The organism is Bradyrhizobium sp. DN3 (assembly GCF_041357655.1).
Taxonomy (GTDB): Bacteria; Pseudomonadota; Alphaproteobacteria; order Rhizobiales; family Xanthobacteraceae; genus Bradyrhizobium.
On record NZ_JAULLN010000092.1, the window covers coordinates 1 to 747 of the forward strand.

The 747-nt window shown below is 68.4% G+C and carries 2 protein-coding genes; both read left to right on the forward strand.

Annotated elements, in window-relative coordinates:
* On the forward strand, nt 1-278 hold a 278-nt coding region (locus AAE027_RS39485; RefSeq protein ID WP_370991182.1), incomplete at its 5' end, for a response regulator.
* 21 nt (nt 279-299) lie between these two features.
* Nucleotides 300-747: chemotaxis protein CheW (locus AAE027_RS39490; RefSeq protein ID WP_130221162.1), on the forward strand; the 448-nt coding region annotated here is incomplete at its 3' end.

Genomic DNA, 747 nt, shown 5'->3' on the forward strand with positions numbered 1-747 from the left:
TGCGCGCGCAGAGCTTTGACGTGGTCCTGACCGACATCGAGATGCCCGACATGAACGGGTTCGAGTTCGCCGAACTGATCCGCTCCGACAACAATCTGGGGTCGATGCCGATCATCGGCCTCTCCGCGCTGGTGTCGCCGGCGGCGATCGAGCGCGGCCGTCAGGCCGGCTTCCACGACTATGTCGCCAAGTTCGACCGTCCCGGTCTGATCGCGGCGCTGAAGGAGCAGACCGCGGGCGCCGCCGGCGCCTCCGAGCTGAGCCGGGCGGCGGCGTAAGGGCGACAAGGAGATAGATCGATGAGCAGCAAGACCCAGTCCAGCGAGGGCGCCATGGTCGAATACGTCACCGCGATGATCGGCGGCCAGCTGTTCGGCCTGCCGATCTCCCGCGTCCAGGACGTGTTCATGCCCGAGCGCGTCACCCGCGTGCCGCTGTCCTCGCGCGAGATCGCCGGCGTCCTGAACCTGCGCGGCCGCATCGTCACCGTGGTCGACATGCGCGCCCGGCTCGGCCTGCCCAAGGCCGAAGACGGCAAGGTGCCGATGGCGGTCGGCGTCGACCTGCGCGGTGAATCCTATGGCCTCTTGATCGACCAGATCGGCGAGGTGCTGCGCCTGCCCGAGGACGGCAAGGAGGAAAACCCCGTCAACCTCGATCCGCGCATGGCCAAGCTCGCCGGCGGCGTCCACCGCCTCGACGGCCAGCTCATGGTCGTCCTCGACGTCGATCGCGTCCTCGAGCTCG